This is a genomic window from Ureibacillus suwonensis (genome assembly GCF_042655065.1).
Taxonomy (GTDB): Bacteria; Bacillota; Bacilli; order Bacillales_A; family Planococcaceae; genus Ureibacillus; species Ureibacillus suwonensis.
Map to the genome: position 1 here is coordinate 1 of NZ_JBHSNQ010000186.1, position 19,727 is coordinate 19,727.

Sequence of the window (19,727 nt, forward strand, 5' to 3'; positions counted from 1 at the left end):
TAAGAGTAGAGATGGATGGTGCAGGCCTGCTAATATCTAAACCACATTGGTAACGAAAACGCAGGTCATTTTTTAATCGATTGTGAAGAGAAGTAAAAGTATCAATACCTTCTAATGGGGCAGCGATGAGAGCCCTTAGAATCCCTTCTCTGGAATGACCGTCAGCCCCTCGGGGTGAAGAACTTCTCAACTGTTTAGCATAAGGGCGTAAATCAAGCGAGCTAAAAAAGATAGGTAATTTCTCTTTTGACTCTAATTTTTGCAGTTCTTCAAAGGAAAATAGGCTTTCTTGTAGAATATACAAAGTGACTTCCTCCTTTTGAATTTTTGTGGTTTCGTCACTTCAAAAATTCTACATTTTAGGGGTGAAGTCCTTTTTTGTGTCTTTGAAATCCTTATGGCTCTTGGGTCAAAAAATATGCAAAATGCTCAATATAACATTATTTTTGTTATTTTGAATTTTTGGAGGTTTATTATGAAGATTGAACGGGAATACCCCACTAAAAAAATTCACTTTACTTTTGCGACTTTTCTTTTTTTCATTGCCATCATCTTTTTCGCAACAACCGTAAGGACTCCGATCACAGGTGTAGGCACCATCATTTCATATATTCGTGAAGATTTGGGCATTTCAAATACGTTGGCAGGTTTTTTGACAACCATTCCGCTTCTCGCCTTTGCCACCGTTTCTCCCTTTGCGCCAAAGATTGCACGCAAATTGGGCATGGAGTATACACTGTTTTATTCTTTAATTCTTTTGTCCATCGGGATCCTGATACGATCCATCGGAACCATCAGCTTATTGATTGTGGGCACGGTTTTGGTCGGCGTCGCCATTTCTTTCGGAAATGTTTTATTCCCAAGCTTTTTCAAAGCAAAATATCCGTATCAAGTGGGCTTATTGACAGGCATTTATACGGTGGCAATGAATATATCGGCAGCTGCATCCCTCGCCTTCAGCCAACCGGTTGCGGAGCTCACCGGATGGCAAGGGGCTCTCGGTTGTACCGTTCTGTTCGGTTTGCTCACAATGATCGCTTGGATTCCGATTCTTAGAGGCGAACGAATCGGCAAAAGCGAATCCGGGCAAAGTCAAAAAGGCGGAAAGAAAATTTGGCAATCCCCTCTCGCTTGGGCGATTGCGATTGCCATGGGCATGCAATCTTTATTGTTTTACTGCTCCACTGCCTGGATTCCGGAAATCTTGGTATCACAAGGATTCAGTCTGGAAAAGGCCGGTTTAATGACTTCGATATTTCAACTTTCCCAAATGCCGATGACGTTTTTCATTCCTATATTAGCGGAAAAACTGTCATCCCAGCGGCCAATTGTCTATTTCTTCACAATTTGTTACCTTATCGGTTTCAGCGGACTGCTCTTTCAATGGACAAAAGGTGCAGTTCTTTGGATGATTTTGTTGGGATTTGCGGCAGGCGCCTCTTTCGGCCTTGTATTGATGCTCTTTACTTTGCGCACCAGAAATGCGTATGAAGCTTCCGAAATTTCCGGGTTTGCCCAGTCTTTTGGCTATTTGATCGCAGCGGTCGGTCCCGTGTTGTTCGGGTTCATTCAGGAAATCACGGGAAGCTGGACTGTGCCAAACATCATCTTTATCGCAACATCCCTTATTTTATTTGTTTTTTCCTTCATCAGTGCAAAAGAACGGTATATTTAACAAACGCAAACATATGTACCCTTTTTATGGTACTATATATGATAAGTATGGTAGTAAGGGGTAAAGACTGTTGGCAAAAAGAACGAAAAGGAAAAATAAATTCAGAAAGACTTTGTTTCGGCTTTTACTGATCTGTGTTGCCTGCATCGGTTGGTACTATACAAAATCTTTGAAAGGCACGCTGATTACCTTAGGGGTATTTCTGCTCACCTTTTTTCTTATAAAAATATGGTGGAAAACAAGACGGGTTTTGCGTCTTCGAAAAGCGGGTATAAAACAAATAGATGAAATGTCCGGCGAAGAGTTTGAAGAGTATTTGGGGATGCTCTTTAAAAAGCGTGGATTTAAAGTGGCCTATACAAAAAGTTCAGGAGATTATGGCGCCGATCTTATTTTGCAAGATCGGGAAAGTACGATTGCCGTCCAGGCAAAAAGATATTCCGGTACGGTGGGTGTAAAAGCGGTCCAAGAAGTGATCGGCGCTTTAAAAATGTATGATGCGACGGAAGCCTGGGTGATTACTAACAGCTATTTTACAAAACAGGCTCAAAAATTGGCGGAATCCAATGATGTTTACTTGATTGACCGGGATGAATTAATTGAAATCATTTTAGATTCCAAATAATGGGTGTTCATCGTATTGATGACACCCTCTTTTATTATCATTTAATTTTTTACATTTTCAATTATCCCTCCTCCAATCAATATTATCACTGTTGGAACATTTGTAATTATCGTTTGATTTTACATACTTCAGAAGAAAAAATGAAGAATTCATCAATCTTAAAAATATATTAATATTTTTGTAAATAATTCTTAAAAATAATAATTCTAATTTAGTAGACATTTTAATTTACCTATGCTATATTAAGAATCAAGCAAAGAACAAATGAGGAGGGGCTATATTATGACGAACAATCTTAATAAACGCCAACAATTTACAAAAGCGAACGGTGCTCCGGTCATCAGTAACCACGATTCAATGACTGCCGGAAAAAGAGGTCCGGTATTATTACAAGACGTATGGTTAATCGAAAAACTTGCAAACTTCAACCGCGAAGTGATTCCTGAACGACGCATGCACGCCAAAGGTTCAGGAGCGCACGGTGTATTCACAGTGACAAATGACATTACAAAATATACGAAAGCAAAAATGTTCTCAGAAGTCGGGAAAAAGACTCCGCTATTCATCCGCTTTTCTACTGTGGCCGGTGAACGGGGATATGCGGATGCAGTCCGTGATATCCGCGGTTTTGCCATTAAATTCTATACCGAAGAAGGTAACTGGGACTTGGTCGGCAACAACACACCTGTTTTCTTCTTCCGCGATCCATTGCACTTCACTGACTTGAACCACGTGGTAAAACGCGATCCACGTACAAATATGCATAATCCAAACAGCAACTGGGATTTCTGGACATTGCTTCCTGAAGCATTACACCAAATCACCATCACCATGTCTGACCGCGGTATCCCTGCAAGCTACCGTCATATGCACGGTTTTGGTTCGCATACTTACAGCTTCATCAACGAAGATAACGAACGTGTTTGGGTGAAATTCCACTTCATTACGCAACAGGGCATCAAAAACTTGACAGATGAAGAAGCAGCTGAAGTAAGAGGAAAAGACCCGGATTCACACCAACGCGACCTTTACAACGCCATTGAAAACGGCGATTATCCGAAATGGAAAATGTACATCCAAGTGATGACAGAAGAACAGGCAAAAGAAATGCCTTACAACCCATTCGACTTGACAAAAGTATGGTATAAAAAGGACTTCCCACTTATTGAAGTTGGTGAAATCGAACTTAATAAAAACCCAGAGAACTACTTTGCCGAAGTAGAACAAGCGGCATTCTCACCATCCAACATCGTGCCTGGCATCGGCTATTCACCGGACCGTATGTTGCAAGCCCGTATTTTTGCATACGCTGACGCACAACGCTATCGCTTGGGTGTAAACCACTATTTGTTGCCAATCAACGCACCAAAATGTCCATTCCGCTCATTCCACCGCGATGGTGCAATGCGTTTCGATGGCAACCTGGGAAGCACATTAAGCTATGAACCAAACAGCTATGGCGAATGGCAACATAACCCGGACTTAAAAGAGCCGCCATTAGCCCTTGAAGGCGATGCAGACATTTACGATTTCCGTGAAGACGATGACAACTACTTCGAACAACCAGGAAAATTGTTCCGCTTGATGTCTGCCGATGAACAACAACGCCTATTTGAAAACACTGCCCGTAATATGGAAGGTGTCGAAGAATTCATTAAACGCCGTCATATCTTACACTGCTACTTGGCAGATCCTGCTTATGGCGAAGGTGTCGCAAAAGCCCTTGGATTATCGTTGGACGGTATGGATCTATCCAACCCATACAAGAAATAAACATGCCTGACTGTCTTAAAACCTATTAATAATCGCTTACAAAAAATAACCTGCTAATCACTGATACTCATAACCTGCTTTGCCTGTCAAATGCAAAGCAGGTTATTATTTTTTTCATAGTTTTTACGTTTATTATATTAAATATTCGGAAATTTCATACAAGTTTAACAGCTATACGTGTCAAATTTTGTTATATTTTAGTTAAACAACGTTTAAAACACTGATTAACTTTTTTGAGGCGGGGGGGAAGCAATGAAAAATAAAGAAGATTACACCACAAAACAGGCCATATTAAATGCCGCGTTGGACTTGATGAAGGATGAAGGAATCAAAAGGGTCACCATTCGGAAAATCGCAAAGATCGCCGGCGTCAATGTCGCATTAATCAATTACTACTTTGGCTCAAAGGAAAATTTAATAAGCGAAGCAATCCAATCCCTGCTTACTTCTTTGAAAGACACCTTTACCATTTTCGATGACCCTTCATTAACATCAACGGAACAAATAAAAGGGTTCTTGCTCCAATATGCGCGCATTTTTCAACAATATCCTTTCATCGCCCATATGGTGATACAAGAGAATCCATTAATTTTTAAAAGCCAAATGGAATATTTCGATTTCCTCAATGCCATTGGAATGAAAAAATTTAAAAACGCCATCAGTGAAGCTTCTGGCGAAAAAGATCCAAAAAGGTTGACCATTATGATGTCCCATTTGATAGGGGCTACTTTGCTGCCAAATTTAATTGACCCCATTTATGAATATGTCACGGGGTACCCCTTTTCAAACAATATTGAAACCCAGGTGGATATTCTGATACAGCAATATTTCTCTAAATCATGTTAGTACCAGTAAAATTTGCAGAAGGAGTGATATCAGTGGAACTCCAAATCGGTTTAGATGTAGGATCGACAACAGCAAAACTCGTAGTACTGAACAACAAAAAAGAAATTTTACATAAAGCTTACCAAAGACACTTTTCCGATATCAAAAATACAACCTTATCTTTGCTTCAAACGGTGGCTGAAAAATTTCCGAATGCGAAATTGAAAATGAATGCCAGCGGTTCCTCGGGACTTGGCATTTGTGAAGAAACAGGTATTCCATTTATTCAAGAAGTCATTGCTTGTACAGAAGCAGTAAAGGCGACTCAACCGAATATCGATGTCATTATTGAACTTGGTGGAGAAGATGCCAAAATCATATATTTGACAAACGGGCTTGAACAGCGAATGAATACGGCCTGTGCGGGGGGCACAGGTGCATTTATCGACCAGATTGCCGCCCTGCTCAATACCGATGCCGCCGGATTAAATGAACTGGCGAAAGGTGCCGAAAAAATTTACCCGATTGCTTCCCGCTGCGGCGTGTTTGCCAAAACGGATGTACAACCATTATTAAATGAAGGAGCCCGCAAAGAAGATATTGCAGCAAGCGTCTTCCAGGCGGTGGTCAACCAAACCATTGCAGGCCTTGCCAATGGACGTCCTATTCGCGGTAATGTCGCTTTCCTCGGCGGTCCATTGACATTTTTGACAGAGCTCCGGAAACGGTTTATCGAAACCCTCCGTTTGACCGATGAACAAGTTTTGCATAATGAAAATGGTCATTATTACGTGGCATTGGGCGCCGCTTTGGAATGCCAGCAGGAAAACGCCATCAACATCAATGAAATCATTGGTATCCTCAGCCACTCAAAACCGGTTGTAAGCGTTTCCAATGTTAATAAAAACGGCATGCTCTTTGAAACAAAAGAAGATTATGCCGCCTTTAAACAGCGACATGACAAAGCGAAAGTGCCAAAAGCCCCGCTAAAAGACTATCAAGGAAACGCCTTCTTGGGCATTGATGCCGGTTCTACCACAACGAAAATGGTATTGATTGGCGGAGAAGATGAAGTGTTATACACCTTCTACGAAAAAAACAAAGGCAACCCTATTGAAACAGTGCGGGAAGGATTGGCCAAATTATACGAACAGCTGCCAAAAGAGGTGAAGATCCGCCGCTCCGCTGTTACCGGCTATGGTGAAAAATTAATTCAAACCGCCTATCAAGTGGATGACGGTCTCATTGAAACCATCGCCCATTATCAAGCGGCAAAGAAATTCCAGCCCGATGTGGACTTTATCATCGATATCGGCGGACAAGACATGAAGTGCATCAGAATTAAAAACGGTGTGATTGACAGCATCCATTTAAATGAAGCTTGTTCAGCAGGATGCGGCTCCTTCCTGGAAAGTTTTGCGGAAACATTGGGCCAAAGTGTGCAAGAGTTTTCGAAACTTGCCCTTACTGCCAAATCGCCGGTGGATTTGGGCTCCCGTTGCACCGTTTTCATGAACTCCCGGGTCAAACAAGTGCAAAAAGAAGGAGCAAGTATTGATAACATTTCGGCAGGACTCGCCTACTCCATCGTGACAAACGCTTTATATAAAGTGATTAAATTGAAATTTGTCGAAGAATTAGGGGATAAAATCGTCGTTCAAGGCGGCACTTTTTTAAACGATTCGGTTTTAAGAGCCTTTGAAAAAATGACCGGCAAAGAAGTGGTCCGTCCTGACCTGGCCGGGCTCATGGGCGCCTATGGATGCGCCCTTGTAGCAAAGAAAAACTGGAACGGGGAAGAAACTACGACATTAATTCCAAAAACAAAATTATATGATTTCCAAGTAAAAATCACCCACAGCCGTTGCGGTCTCTGTGAAAACCGTTGTCCGATCACGATCAACCGCTTCCCTGACAAGCGGACATTCATCACTGGAAACCGCTGCGAACGCGGCGCCGGAATACAAAAACCGAAAAGCACTTTGCCAAACTTGGCAAAGGAAAAATACGAAAAATTATTTAACCGCCCATCCCTCCCGGAGGAAGAAGCGGTTCGAGGGAAAATTGGCATCCCCCGCGTTTTGAATTTATATGAAAACTATCCATTCTGGCATACATTCTTTACAGAGCTTGGCTTTGAAGTGGTCTTATCCAATAAATCGAGCAAAAAACTGTTTGAGAAAGGCATTGAAACCATTCCTTCCGAATCGGTTTGTTATCCGGCCAAATTGAGCCACGGCCATATTATGAATTTGATCGAAAAAGGTGTCAAAATCATATTCTATCCTTCCATCGTCTATGAAGAATTGGAGAGAAGAACGCAGCAAAACCATTATAACTGTCCGGTTGTCGCTTCTTATCCTGAAGTGATTCGCGTCAATATGGAACAAGTCTTTTTGGAAAATGGCGTGAAATTCTTAAATCCATTTTTATCAATCCATAAAGAGGACGCCTTGTTCAATGAATTATGCGCTGTCTTCCCGGATATTTCAAAAGTTGAAATTAAATACGCCTTGCAAAAAGCGAGACAGGAAGACATCCAATTTAACGCATGGCTAAGACAACGGGGAGAAGAAATCATTAAACAATTGGAGGAGGAAGATCAAATCGGCATCGTTTTGGCGGGACATCCATATCATATCGATCCTGCCATCAACCACGATTTGCCCGATGAAATCATCCGGCTTGGCATGGCCGTTTTGACAGAAGACTCCGTCAGCCATTTGGCACCGTTGCGATCCCGGGATGAAGTGGTGAACCAGTGGACTTTCCATTCACGGCTTTATGAAGCGGCAGAAGTCGTGAAAGAACACCCGAACTTGGAATTATTGCATGTAACATCCTTTGGTTGCGGCCTTGACGCCATTACAACGGATGCCGTGCAAGAAATATTGGAACAAGATAATCAACTCTACACTTGGATTAAAATGGATGAAATTTCTAATCTAGGCGCCGCCCGCATCCGGCTCCGCTCCATGAAGGCGGCGATTGAAGAACGGAAAAACAATAAAAATCTGGGAATCGCACAAAAAAATGCAGTAGAAAAAGAAGAAGCCATTTTTGATAAGAAAGCAAAAGAAATTTACACCATTTTGGCGCCTCAAATGGTTCCAACCCACTTCAAGCTGTTTGAAGAAGCCTTCAATCAGCATGGCTATCAAATCAAGGTGCTGGAGAAAGTGTCAGAAAAGGATGTTGAAGAAGGATTGCGTTACGTGAATAACGATGCTTGCTATCCAGCCATCGTTACCATCGGCCAATTAATTGCCAATTTGAAAAAAGGCCATTACGACTTGGACCGCACGGCCGTGATCATGTCTCAAACTGGTGGTGGATGCCGCGCGACCAACTATTTTGCATTACTCCAAAAAGCATTGAAAAACGCCGGCATGGGACAAGTGCCTGTACTTTCCCTCAGCGCCAAATCCATCAGCGGCAAGAAACATACAGGTTTTAGAATCACCTTGCCTCTTGCGAAAAAGCTGATCATTGCCGCCAATATTGGGGACTTGCTGCTCCGTTTGAAACTGGCGGTAAGACCTTATGAAGTGGTGAAAGGGTCCACCGAAGCCGTCTATCATAAATGGCTGGAACAATCGAAATATATTCTTCCCAACTTCTCTATGAAAGAATATAGAAAATTAATTCAACACATCATTGATGATTTTAGCCGCATTGAAGTAACGAATGAACAGAAACCGAAAGTCGGAGTCGTGGGGGAAATTTTAGTCAAATTCCATCCATTCGCCAATAACCAAGTGGTGGAAATTATCGAAGAAGAAGGCGGCGAAGCGGTCGTTCCTGATTTTATCGACTTCTTCTTATACGGTTTATACAACCGGAAATACAAAGCGCAACATTTTGGATTCCCGAAAATGGATTCCATCTTCGGCAATATTTCCATTGAATTTATTGAGTTTTACCGTAAGCCTATACGGAAAGCGCTGCAAGAAAGCGGGCTTTTTTCAGCACCGCTTGAAATCCATGAAATTGCCGAAAAAGCTTCGAAGTTTTTAAGTCTTGGCAACCAAATGGGCGAAGGTTGGCTATTGCCTGGGGAAATCGCGGAATTGATGGATGCCGGAGTGCAAAATGTCGTTTGTGTGCAGCCATTCGGATGTTTGCCAAACCATATTGTCGGCAAAGGCATGTTCAATGCAATCAAAAAAGAATATCCAAATGCCAATCTCGTTGCCATCGATTATGATGCCAGCATCAGCAAAGTGAACCAAGTCAACCGCATCAAGTTGATGATGAGCGTGGCAAAAACAAACATTCAACAAACAATATAAAAACCAAGCGGCCTTGAAGTAGAACTATCAAGGCCGCTTGGTTTTTATTTCAATAATTTATTGGCTTACAACGGGTTCGTTTTCCAAAATGCTCATGAATTCTTCCCCGCTGATCGTCTCTTTCTCCAACAAATACTCTGCCAATTCATGGAGTTTGTCGATGTTCTCTGTGAGAATTTGGCGCGCTTTTTCATGGGCGCTTTCAATAATGTTTTGCACTTCTTCATCGATTTTGGCTGCCGTTTCATCGGAACAGATGAGAGAACTGTCCCCTCCTAAATATACGTTGGAGACCGTTTCAAGGCCCATCATGCCAAAGTGCTCGCTCATGCCGTAGCGGGTAACCATCGCCCTCGCCAATTTCGTCGCCTGTTCAATATCATTGGCGGCACCGGATGTAACGGATTGGAAAACAATTTCTTCTGCCGTTCTTCCGCCGGTCAATGTCACAATTTTATTAAACAGCTCTTCTTTTGTTAATAAGTATCGTTCCTCTTCTTCCACTTGCATTGTGTAGCCTAAAGCTCCGGAAGTACGGGGAATAATGGTGATTTTTTGCACCGGCGCGGAATGGGTCTGTCTCGCCGCAACAATGGCATGTCCAATTTCATGATAAGCGACGATTTTCTTCTCTTGCGGTGACAGGATTTTGCTTTTTCTTCTATATCCCGCAATCGTAATTTCCACCGCTTCTTCAAGGTCCTCCTGAATCACTTTGTCCCGATTCATTCTCACCGCTCTTAAAGCCGCTTCATTGACGATATTGGCGAGATCTGCCCCGGATGCACCAGGCGTTGCTTTTGCAATCGCAGTCGCATCGACATTCTCGTCTGCCGCCACCTTTTTCAAATATACATTCAGAATGGCTTCCCTTCCTTTTAAGTCTGGAAGTTCAAGCGGAATTCGGCGGTCGAATCTTCCCGGACGCAAAAGAGCTTGGTCCAACACTTCCGGACGATTTGTAGCGGCCAGAATGACAACGCCCTTGCTGGGATCGAAACCGTCCATTTCATATAATAATTGGTTTAATGTTTGTTCCCGTTCGTCGTTTCCTTGGGTCAAATTCACGCCCCGCTTTTTCCCGATGGCATCAATCTCATCGATAAAGACGATGCATGGCGCTTTTTCCTGGGCTTGCTTAAACAAATCCCGCACACGGGCCGCACCCATTCCGACAAACATTTCCACAAATTCAGAACCGGAAATCGTAAAGAATGGCACTTTCGCTTCCCCGGCCACCGCTTTGGCAATCAACGTTTTCCCGGTTCCTGGAGGCCCTACCAACAACACCCCTTTAGGGAGTTTTGCCCCCACTTTCCGGTATTTTTCCGGATTATGTAAAAAATCCACAATCTCTTTCAATGCTTCTTTCGCTTCATCCTGGCCGGCTACATCGTCAAAGCTTTTCCCGGTTTCGGATTCAACATAAATTTTGGCATTGGCTTTGCCAAACGTTAATACGTCCGCTCTTGATTGGCGGAGTCCCCGCGTGAAAAAGCTTCCGATTAGCAAAATAATCAAAAAAGGAACAATCCACAATAATATGAATCGAATTAAAGGTGAAAATTCATTCGGGATGGTTTTCGTAAATGGGACATTGGCTTCATATAGCCGGTCCACTAATTTAGCATCTTCCACCACACCTGTTTTGTAAATGACATCTTTATTGTCTTTATCGGTAAATGTAATGGCATCATCTTGAATCGTTACTTTCTTCACTTTCCCGTCTTCAACCATTTGAAGGAAAGTGCCGTAGTCCACCTCTTCCACTTTTTGCTTCTGAATGCCCGGAAAAATGAGCGCATTCAATAACACAATGGCCATTAAAATGAAAAAGTAGTAGGTCAGAGAGCGATTTTGAGGTTGCTTTTCTTTCACAACTCAACACTTCCTTTTATCTTCTATATTATTAGTTTACAAATGTTTACTCCCCGTAGCGAAGCATTTTTTTGAACTTTTATTTAACATTCCTTTACCCAAAAAGAAGGTTGGATAAATAAATTACAATCGTCACAGTAATGCAGCTGACAATGGTTGAAAATAAAACCGTTTGAGCTGCTGTGTTGGATTCCACATCATACTCCAAAGCAAGGCTTGAGCTGTTGCGGGAAGTAGGAAATGAGCTTGCAATAAATAAAGATTTGGCGACAACGCCATTGATGCCGAGAAGATATATGATGAGAAGCGCAATAGCCGGACCTACAAAAAGCCTCATAAAGCAGCTGGTAATGATCGTTTTGTTGATCATCGTGCGCATTTCCAGCTGTGATAGTTGCGCACCAAGGGTAATCAAAGCAACGGCGACAAACCCATCCGCCACATGATCCAATGGAATGCGGAAGGTTTGGGGGATTTCAAAATTTGCCACATTCAAAATGACCCCGACAATTAATGCATGGAGAATCGGCATTTTTAAGAAATCTTTGATGATGTCAAGCCCGGATTTCGTTGCTGAAATCAAATTGTACAATCCGTAAGTGTAAGTCGTCATGTTTTGAAAAATTACAAGGATGACCTGAATGGCGACACCAATGGGCTGGGTTGCAAAAACCATTTGCGCCACCGGAATTCCGTAGTTGCCGGAGTTGATGAGAACAATACTATTTTTAAATACAGCGGATTCCGAACGGTTAAGCCCAAGTATTTTCGCCACATAATGGCTGATGATCATTTGGCTTCCGATAAATAAAACGATAAAAACCGCAACTTCCCCGAGGGCCGACATGCTGATGGTCGTTTCGTATATGTTGACAAATACCGCTGCCGGCATGAAACAATATGTAACAAGTTGAGACAATGCTTTTAAGTTAAAGCGGAATTTCTTTTGCAACAACGCACCTACTACAAGCAATACGAGAATCGGTGCCACGATTTGGAAAAAGATCATCGATAGGTAGTGCATGTTTGCGACCTCACTTAATTGATTTGTAGTTCAACCTTTTGTATGAATGCATAATATTACATTATACAACTATAGTGTATAAACCGAAAGGAAATTCAGGATGAATCAACTGGACATGTGCGGCAAGTCCGGGGAATGAATGCGGAAGAATGTTTGAATAGCAACAAGTATATGAATCGTGAAGAAGTTTTTATAGAATGATTCAGTTTATTATATTAATAATAGAATAATAAACTGACAGGATGTTGGGATATCCCCTTTTCAAGCACCACGTTTTTTTATTTTTCATTCTTTGGTATATTCTTCTTAAGTAGCTTTAGGGGGAATCGTAAGAATGCTCAAATTTGATGAACAGCTTTTTCAAAAAACGAAAGGTCAAATCGGAGAACTCTTTGAAGAAGGCATACAACAACTCGGCGGATATGAAGAAGAGGAGAAAATCTTTGGCCGCCTCATCCCGCTTGAACAGATCCTTCTCAATAAAACCGATGCTTCCAATGTCATTTTCCAGGAAATCAAACAGCATTGGGGCAAAATGGATTTATTTACGCAAGAAATGTTCCGTTCATCAAACATTGAACTGCAAAATGTTCAAAAGAAACTCGATGCCTTCTTCTCTTCCCCATCGAGCAAAAAAACCGTTTTTGAACACGCCCTGATAAAAAATGTGTTCAACTTTTCCCACTTTGTCGAAATCGTTTTTGGCAAAAAGACCGATTACTCAAAATCAATCACTAAATTAAATGAAATCTATTTATATAAAATAGGGAAAAAATATTTTATACATATTCTTTATAATCATAAAATCGATTTTTGGCGCTATTTATATGCAAAAAAGATTTATTCTGTTTTCTTGCAAGCGCCCCTACATACCATTCAAAACCCTATTGATTTGATTCAGCAGTATAAGCAATTTATTCAATCTTTCATGACCCAAAATCAACTCATCACAACGATGAATCATTTCATTCAAAAAATTGATTATAAAAATCCTCGTTCACATTTGTTGAAAGAATTTCATCTGTTAAATATCTCCCTCCATTTTATGGGTGGGAAACGGCATTATAAGAAAATCAACAAATTGATAGCGGAAGTGATCCGAACGTGGGAGGCTGGAGAATGGGCGTTGACAGAGAAAGAGCAAACACTGTTGTCTTATATTTTGGCGATTGACGGAGCCAAACATTCCGATACGGAAAAAACGATTGCCCACGGCAAATATTTAATTACGAATGACCGCTTGATCAATCACTCGATTGAATTATTGATCGATTATGGGGAAATTTTGCCGAACATAAAGCCGGAACCTGAATCTTTGGTGAAACGGTACGATCAAAATTATTTGGAACAAATCTTTTATATTGTCATTGATGCCCTTGTGAAAAACGAACAATATTATGATGTATTGCAATTGATGAAAGAATATGAAATCGCCTCTTGTACAAGCATTTATGAATTTTTGAACGCAAAGGATTTTGATCGGGACTTATTGTTGAAAATTGAGGCAGCTGTTCAACGGAATATCGCCTATGTGGTCGATCAATCCCATCAGCACGTAAAGCAGTCGATTGAAAAGTGGATGCAGGAATATCATCATGTTGATAGCCCCTTCCATTCCATCGCCCAAATGACTTCCAAACATGTGTGCAATCTCTTAAAAACCCTTTTTGCCACAGAACAATTTGATTTGTTTGAGCAATTGATGAGCATCTATATGAAATACTTGATCCTTCAGGAAGATTTCATGGATTTGCGGGATTTTGTGGCAGGCTTTGTGCAAAAAGAGACGTCCCAAAAGGAATGACCATCCTTTTGGGACGATTTTTTATTCAAGTACGCCATTGTCATGCAATGATTTGATTTCTTCATCGGAATAGCCGAGGGATTGTAAAATTTCATCTGTATGCTCTCCAACCTTTGCCCCGACAAATCGATAAGTCGGTTCCACCCCTTCAAATTTAAGGGCTGTGCCGATTTGCTTTTGCGTTGTGCCATCTTCTTTCGGCACTTCCACAATCATATTTCTTGCACGGATTTGCGGATGATTGCAGGCTTCTTCAAAGTTCAATACCGGCTCCACGCAACCTTCGAAATCTTCATTGAACACTTCCAGCCACTCATCGAAGGTTTTTGTCAAGAAAGCGTCTTTCACCGCCTCTTTAAACCGTTTTTGCGTATAAGTGGAATCATTAAACGTGCTTTGAATCAGTTCGGGAATGTCCAATGCTTCACAAAGCAGTTTGCGGAAATGCGGCTCCAGGCTGCCAACAGAGAAATAACGGCCATCTTTCGTTTCATAGTAATCATAAAACGTACCGCCATTTAAAATTTCCTCTTCCGGCTTTGGCAATTCCCCGCTGCCTAAAAAGGCCGTTCCATATAATGCATTCATCGTGAATACCGCATCGGTCATGGATAAATCAATATATTTTCCTTCACCCGTTTTTTCCCGATGCAATGCACAAGCAAGCACACCAATCGCCGCATGCAATGTTCCACCGGCGATATCCGCAATCTGGATTCCCATGGAAACAGGTTTTTTTCCTTTATGGCGGGAATAATCCAGGATGCCTGAAATCGATAAGTAGTTATTATCATGCCCGGGACGATTTCGATATGGCCCTGTTTGTCCATAACCTGTAATGGAACAATAAATGAGCCTTGGATTTACTTTTTTCAGCGATTCATAATCCAGCCCCAAACGTTCCATCACGCCCGGACGGAAACCTTCAATCACAATGTCATATTCTTGGATCAATTTTTTTACGATTTCTACGGCTTCCTTTGTTTTTAAATTCAATTTGATTGATTTTTTGGAGCGATTTAGATGCTGATGAATATAGGACTCTTTATTTTCATCATATGGCGGCATAATGCGCATCAGATCCACTCTTCTCGTGGACTCCACATGAATGACATCCGCGCCGAAATCCGCAAACATCATTGTTGCAAAAACTCCCGGAAGCATTGATGAAAAATCAAGTATTTTCAAGTCTTTTAGTATTGTCAATTTCCCCATCCCCTTTATGAACCAGACGTATATCAATATAATGAACAATCAGCAGCTACCTTTGAAAACGCTATCTTCTTACCCCACAATTTTATTATACTAATATTTTAAAATAATCTGAATATTTTGTGAACCTATTATACTATATATGTTGCAAGAAGGTAAGAAATTATTAAATTAAAGATTTTGGTAATAAAGATCTTGCATCCTATCAAAATTCCTTTAATTTATTAATAAAATTTCACATCTTGACCTCCCTGAATTTGAAAAAAAGCAAAAAAATATCACCCAAAAACCGGTTTGGATGATACTTTTTTCAGGACGGACCCTCTTTCCGTTCGATATTAACAGCCCACTTTTACCCTTCCAGTTCAATCTTTTCTTTGCAGAAAGATAAAAGTTCCTGTTCCTCCTCTTCTTCCAAGGCAAGTTCAATATAACGCTCGTCCTTTTTATCGATAATATAATAATTGATAATAAACGGCCCTTCACCTTCATCGCCAATCAATAGCCGGATCTGTGTTCCCGCTTCGGAATAAAGTTCATCATCTTCTTCCACTTCCACGTCCAACAAAAACTCATAGCGTTTTCCCTGAATAATCCCTGTCGGATCAATCAATTCTTCCATTGTGTATTCAATGATATCCATCTGTGTAGTCTCCTTTGCTTAATTCCATAAGAAATCTAATTACAATCATAATGAAAAATAACTTTTGGTCAAATATCTTCTCCTGTCAGATTGCAACAAAAAAACGCCTCAGATTGAGACGGTTTCATCGCACGTTATTTCGCCTTCAGCTCAACCACTACAATTTCAGGAAAATTAAAAATGCGAAATGGCGCGCCGCTGTTTCCCAACCCTCTGTTGACGTTCATTGTCGTTTGATTCTCTTCATAAAATCCCGCTGTATATTCAGGGAAAAATCCTTGTCCCGGCGCAATGAGTCCTCCTACCAAAGGAATCCGGATTTGGCCACCATGGGCATGTCCCGCAAATACCAAATCAATTTCATTTTTTGTATAGATATCAAATTTTTCCGGACGATGGGCAAGCAATGCGGTAAAAAATTCTTTTGGTACATGGGCCATCGCAGTATTTAACATGATTTGCGTATCAGCGCCATTGAGGGGATCTTCAATGCCGGCAACGGCTATTTTTTCTCCGCCGCGTTCCAGCCATATGGCAGCATTCGGCAAAATATGTACCCCCAATTTTTGAAGCGCATCATAAATTTCGTCCACTTGATTAATGGCCACTTCATGATTTCCTATGACATAATACACATCCGCAATTTCAACAAATCCCCGGACAGCCGTTAAACTTTGTTCCAAGTCATACCGGTTGCTGTCAATCAAATCGCCTGTAATAAAAATGGCATCCGGTTTGGTGTTCCGCACTTTCTCGATTAATTTTTTCTGATTCTCTCCAAACAGGGCATCATGCAAGTCAGAAACTTGGGTAATCCGAAAGCCTTCAAAGGATTTTGGGATTTTTTCGGATTCATAGGTTCTTTCCGTGATGACAATCCAATGATTGTTTACGTACAAAAACACATATACTCCGACAATCAATAATATGATTTTCAGCAACTTTTTCAATTTGTTTCGCTCAATTCTTTTTAATTTTCCGGAATATCCATTCATAATATTATGGGTTTATATAGAGAGATTCAAGCCATCATTTTAGTTGTTCCGCATCTTTTCCGCCAAATAAGACCGACTTCAACTCATCCTCGCCTGAACCTTCCGCCAAAGGCACCCCTGAACGGTAGGCTGCCCGGATGACAAGATGACTGGCAACCGGAGAAGTGATAAATACAAATAAAATGCCCAACAATATGCGGATACTGATATACCCATCTTGAACCCATATATAAACAAAAGACCCGATCAGACAAGATAAAACCCCTAATGTGGCGCTTTTGGCCACCGCATGGGACCGGGTATAAACATCCGGAAAACGGAGCATTCCAACAGCACTAATGACACTGATGATTGCCCCCAACAACATAATCATGGCGCAAATCCACTCAATGATCTGACTTGCGTTCAATAATGACACCCCTTTCAATAAATTTGGAAAAAGCGATCGTCCCAATAAAGGCTAAAATCCCCAATATTAATATAGCCTCCAAAAAGGCAGTCGTTTCAAACAAAATGGAAACAATCGCCATGGACGAAATCAAATTAACCCCGATCGTATCGAGGGCAATGGCCCGATCAGGCATTGTCGGACCTTTAATAATCCGAATGACATGTAAAGCAATGGCAATCATAAACAAAGCCAAGGCAATCAGCAACATCGTTTCAATCAATCCCGGGACACCTCCAATATGACAGTCTCAAATCTCCCCAACGATCGAATCAAATCTTCCTTCTGTCCAATATCCATTGCGTGAATATATAATTCATCGCCAGATTCCGACACTTCCATCACCACCGATCCGGGTGTCAATGTCAATAACAAGGCAAGGGCCGTTACTTCCCAATCTTTTTCCAAAATCGTCTTATATTTAAAAATACCTGGTGTGATATTCAAGTTTGGAGTCAACACCTGCTTCATGACGACAAATCCGGAAACGATCAATTCTCTGAAGAAAACAAGCGCAAGCTTTAGAATTTTCACAAGCCGGATCAAATAAAACCTCGTCCCAAAAAACCGATGCATGAGATAAAGGATTCCAATACCGACGATAAATCCGGTATTAAAAGTGGAGAGGGTCGGCTTCGGCTCGTCTTTAAACAAGAGCCAAAGCAGCGCAATAAATAAGTTTAAAATGAATTGGGCAAAAAACACCTTCACACCCCCTCGCTTTCGCTTAATATGGCATCAATATAGATGGATGGGTTCACGAGGATTTTTGCCGCATCTTTGACATAGGCCATCAGCTGCTCCGCCCCTAAACCCATCACCACAATGCAGAGGGCAAAAGCAACAAGCGAAACCATTGAAGCGATGGGAAGCGGTTTTTTATCTTCATTGGTAATAATCGTTTCCCCAAAGAATGAACTCAGGAATATTTTCAGCAACGAAAAGAGCACCACAAGGCTGGATGCGAACCCGAGGAACAGCAATACATAGGAACCCGCTTCAATCGCCCCCTTGCCAATCAATATTTTTCCCACAAAACCGCTGAGTGGCGGAATACCGACCAAAGCCAGCATCGTCAGGAAATAGATCCATCCGAATAATGGGTAGTTTCGGATGAGTCCACTCATATTATCAATAAACTTTTCGCCGGTCAAAAAGACCATCAAGCCCACCAACAGGAACAACAACGCTTTTGCAATCATGTCATGGATTAAATAAAACACGGACCCTGCCAGTGCGTTTTCCGTACCACTCGCCAACCCTATTAAAATAAAGCCCACAGCAATCACAATATTATAAGCGGCGATTCTTAACACATTCCGGGATGATAATGCGCCCAAACATCCCAGGATGATCGTTAAACCCGCAAAAACGCCAATGATGGTATGGGTTACCTCCGGACGATGCGGGAACATCAATGTGAATGTGCGAATCAGCGCATACACTCCAACCTTTGTGAGCAATGCCGCAAACAATGCCTGCACCGCTGCGGGCGGTACCACATAGGAACCCGGTAACCAGAAAAACAGCACTAAACCGGCCTTCAAACTGAAGACAATAAACAGCACAAGGGAAACGGTTGTCAACATCGGATCTTGCCCCGCTTCAGCAACCCTCTCGGCAATGTGTGCCATATTCAACGTTTTCACCGTTCCATATAAATATGCAAGGGCAATTAAGAAAACGGAAGAACCTACAACATTAATTAATACATATTTCAACGATTCCCGGAGTTGAACCTTCTCACCACCCAATGCGACTAATGCATAAGATGCCATTAACATCACTTCAAAACAGACGAACAAGTTGAAAATATCCCCTGTTAAGAAGGAACCGTTGACTCCGGCAACCAGAAGCAAGACAAAAGAATAAAAAAACATGTATTCATGCCGCTCGCCAACCGTCGAAAAGGCATATAGCAAACAAATCAGTGTGACAATGCTTGCTGTTAGTACCATCAACACCGAAAAAGCGTCCGCAACGAACAAAATCCCGAATGGCGGTTTCCATCCTCCAAAGTCTATTCTTATAATCCCTTCTCTTTGCACAAGCACCAGCAAAAAGAAAGATATGATGCTAACCGCAAGCATTGTCAAAAAAGCGATGATCCTTTGCACGACCACATGCTTTCGCAAAAAGATTAAAATAACGGCTGTAAATATGGGAATAACCAGAGGCAAGACAATGATGTTGTTACTCATCGGACATTCCTCTCAATTCGTTAAAATCATCCGACCCATTCGTTTGATAGGTGCGGTAGGCTAATACGAGCAAAAAAGCGGTCGTGGCAAAGCTGATTACAATCGCTGTTAAAATCAAAGCCTGCGGCAAGGCATCGGTAAAAGGTTCTTCCCCGTGGCCCAGCAAAGGTACATTTCCGGCTTTTAATCCACCAACCGTCATAATCAGCAAATTCACTGCATGGGACAATACAGCCGTGCCAAGAATGACGCGAATCATATTCCGCGAGAGGATCAAATAGGTAGCCACTGAAACGAGTATCCCAATCAAAACCAACATGACCTGTTCCATA

General features: G+C 41.6%; 17 protein-coding genes. 6 read left to right on the forward strand and 11 right to left on the reverse strand.

The genetic code is table 11. The features are described from left to right. Positions 1–304 (reverse strand): transposase (locus tag ACFPOH_RS14680; RefSeq protein WP_390310393.1); only part of this gene is annotated, 304 nt, incomplete at its 3' end. Between the two features lie 171 nt (positions 305–475). Here ACFPOH_RS14680 and ACFPOH_RS14685 point away from each other — a divergent pair. From ACFPOH_RS14685 to ACFPOH_RS14705, 5 genes are all read left to right on the forward strand, one after another. Next, entirely contained in the window at positions 476–1,675 is a 1,200-nt protein-coding gene (locus ACFPOH_RS14685) for a CynX/NimT family MFS transporter (protein ID WP_390310395.1), read from the forward strand. 70 nt (positions 1,676–1,745) lie between these two features. Continuing rightward, entirely contained in the window at positions 1,746–2,300 is a 555-nt protein-coding gene (locus tag ACFPOH_RS14690; RefSeq protein ID WP_390310397.1) for a restriction endonuclease, read from the forward strand. A gap of 282 nt (positions 2,301–2,582) precedes the next feature. Beyond that, a complete protein-coding gene (locus tag ACFPOH_RS14695; RefSeq protein WP_342580730.1) occupies positions 2,583–4,073 on the forward strand; it encodes a catalase in 1,491 nt (496 codons plus the stop codon). A gap of 252 nt (positions 4,074–4,325) precedes the next feature. Then, positions 4,326–4,919, forward strand: a complete 594-nt coding sequence (locus ACFPOH_RS14700) for a TetR/AcrR family transcriptional regulator (protein WP_390310399.1) — start codon at positions 4,326–4,328, stop codon at positions 4,917–4,919. 32 nt (positions 4,920–4,951) lie between these two features. After that, entirely contained in the window at positions 4,952–9,190 is a 4,239-nt protein-coding gene (locus tag ACFPOH_RS14705) for an acyl-CoA dehydratase activase-related protein (RefSeq protein ID WP_390310401.1), read from the forward strand. A gap of 57 nt (positions 9,191–9,247) precedes the next feature. Here the strand turns inward: ACFPOH_RS14705 and ftsH are convergent, their stop codons facing one another. Both ftsH and ACFPOH_RS14715 read right to left on the reverse strand, forming a co-directional pair. Then, the gene (ftsH, locus tag ACFPOH_RS14710; RefSeq protein WP_342470646.1) at positions 9,248–11,068 is read right to left on the reverse strand and encodes an ATP-dependent zinc metalloprotease FtsH; all 1,821 of its coding nucleotides are present in this window, start codon (positions 11,066–11,068) and stop codon (positions 9,248–9,250) included. A 94-nt stretch (positions 11,069–11,162) separates the two neighbouring features. Then, a complete protein-coding gene (locus ACFPOH_RS14715) occupies positions 11,163–12,092 on the reverse strand; it encodes an AEC family transporter (protein ID WP_342580728.1) in 930 nt (309 codons plus the stop codon). Positions 12,093–12,426: 334 nt separating this feature from the next. On the opposite strand from ACFPOH_RS14715, the gene ACFPOH_RS14720 reads away from it, so the two are divergent. Continuing rightward, a complete protein-coding gene (locus ACFPOH_RS14720; RefSeq protein WP_342470648.1) occupies positions 12,427–13,896 on the forward strand; it encodes a hypothetical protein in 1,470 nt (489 codons plus the stop codon). Positions 13,897–13,917: 21 nt separating this feature from the next. On the opposite strand, the gene ACFPOH_RS14725 is transcribed toward ACFPOH_RS14720, so the two are convergent. From ACFPOH_RS14725 to ACFPOH_RS14760, 8 genes are all read right to left on the reverse strand, one after another. Then, positions 13,918–15,102, reverse strand: a complete 1,185-nt coding sequence (locus ACFPOH_RS14725) for a CaiB/BaiF CoA transferase family protein (protein ID WP_342580726.1) — start codon at positions 15,100–15,102, stop codon at positions 13,918–13,920. Positions 15,103–15,460: 358 nt separating this feature from the next. Beyond that, positions 15,461–15,751, reverse strand: a complete 291-nt coding sequence (locus ACFPOH_RS14730) for a DUF6509 family protein (protein WP_390310404.1) — start codon at positions 15,749–15,751, stop codon at positions 15,461–15,463. A gap of 134 nt (positions 15,752–15,885) precedes the next feature. After that, positions 15,886–16,701 carry a metallophosphoesterase gene (locus ACFPOH_RS14735; RefSeq protein ID WP_342580725.1) on the reverse strand — a complete coding sequence of 272 codons (816 nt, stop codon included), beginning with the start codon at positions 16,699–16,701 and terminating at the stop codon, positions 15,886–15,888. A gap of 79 nt (positions 16,702–16,780) precedes the next feature. Then, positions 16,781–17,155, reverse strand: a complete 375-nt coding sequence (locus tag ACFPOH_RS14740) for a Na+/H+ antiporter subunit G (protein ID WP_342470652.1) — start codon at positions 17,153–17,155, stop codon at positions 16,781–16,783. After that, on the reverse strand, positions 17,133–17,417 hold the full coding sequence (locus ACFPOH_RS14745) for a Na(+)/H(+) antiporter subunit F1 (protein ID WP_342470653.1): 285 nt from the start codon (positions 17,415–17,417) through the stop codon (positions 17,133–17,135). Before ACFPOH_RS14745 ends, ACFPOH_RS14740 begins: the two co-directional genes overlap by 23 nt. Then, a complete protein-coding gene (locus ACFPOH_RS14750) occupies positions 17,414–17,899 on the reverse strand; it encodes a Na+/H+ antiporter subunit E (protein WP_342470654.1) in 486 nt (161 codons plus the stop codon). The genes ACFPOH_RS14745 and ACFPOH_RS14750 overlap by 4 nt, the downstream gene beginning before the upstream one ends. A 2-nt stretch (positions 17,900–17,901) precedes the next feature. After that, the gene (locus ACFPOH_RS14755) at positions 17,902–19,395 is read right to left on the reverse strand and encodes a Na+/H+ antiporter subunit D (RefSeq protein WP_390310407.1); all 1,494 of its coding nucleotides are present in this window, start codon (positions 19,393–19,395) and stop codon (positions 17,902–17,904) included. After that, the gene (locus tag ACFPOH_RS14760; RefSeq protein ID WP_342470656.1) at positions 19,388–19,726 is read right to left on the reverse strand and encodes a Na(+)/H(+) antiporter subunit C; all 339 of its coding nucleotides are present in this window, start codon (positions 19,724–19,726) and stop codon (positions 19,388–19,390) included. Before ACFPOH_RS14760 ends, ACFPOH_RS14755 begins: the two co-directional genes overlap by 8 nt. Position 19,727: the final 1 nt, after the last annotated feature.